General features: G+C 44.1%; 2 tRNA genes and 1 rRNA gene. All 3 read left to right on the top strand.

Going from position 1 to position 726, the window contains the following annotated elements:
* Nucleotides 1-158: 158 nt before the first annotated feature.
* Nucleotides 159-235, top strand: a tRNA-Ile gene (locus tag ACFSFY_RS07355).
* Between the two features lie 9 nt (nt 236-244).
* Nucleotides 245-320: transfer RNA gene (locus tag ACFSFY_RS07350), tRNA-Ala, on the top strand.
* Nucleotides 321-597: 277 nt separating this feature from the next.
* Nucleotides 598-726: ribosomal RNA gene (locus tag ACFSFY_RS07345) — 23S ribosomal RNA — on the top strand; the annotation flags it as partial.

Here is a 726-nt window from a genome sequence, read left to right as displayed (position 1 = left end):
CTTTGGTATGTGAAGTCTAGACATTCGGAATATAGATCTCTGATCTATAAAATGAAGAGTATAAATATTCTTCGCTAACGACGTTTTGCGTTCAGTTTTGAAGGTTCATGGATAAACATAATGTTTACCAATATGAAACTTTTTTGAAATCCCGGAAGGGGCCTATAGCTCAGCTGGTTAGAGCGCACGCCTGATAAGCGTGAGGTCGGTGGTTCGAGTCCACTTAGGCCCACCATTAAATTCTGGGGCCTTAGCTCAGCTGGGAGAGCGCCTGCCTTGCACGCAGGAGGTCAGCGGTTCGATCCCGCTAGGCTCCACCAATATACTCTTTTTTGGGGTATTTTTGTTCATTGAAAACTGGATAAAACGACATTAATAAAAACAATCAAGAATCAATCATGTATATTATGCAAATAATGTACAGTACCTTTTTAAGAATCTGGATTTGCATCGCTGCAATGAACGATTCGCTAGAAATAATTTGGAGACACAAGCAGTGCTAGGAAGCAATCGAGTGACGGAAGGAGCGTACTTAGGTACGTGACTGACTAAACGAGTGAAGCTGACAACGCAATGCGCCGTGTATCGGAATTATTTGGTTAAGTTAGAAAGGGCGCATGGTGGATGCCTTGGCACTAGGAGCCTAAGAAGGACGGCACTAACACCGATATGCTCCGGGGAGCTGTAAGTAAGCTTTGATCCGGAGATTTCCGAATGGGGAAACCC

The sequence above is a fragment of the Sporosarcina siberiensis genome (assembly GCF_042681925.1).
Classification (GTDB): domain Bacteria; phylum Bacillota; class Bacilli; order Bacillales_A; family Planococcaceae; genus Sporosarcina; species Sporosarcina siberiensis.
This window is presented reverse-complemented; position numbering and strand designations above follow the sequence as displayed.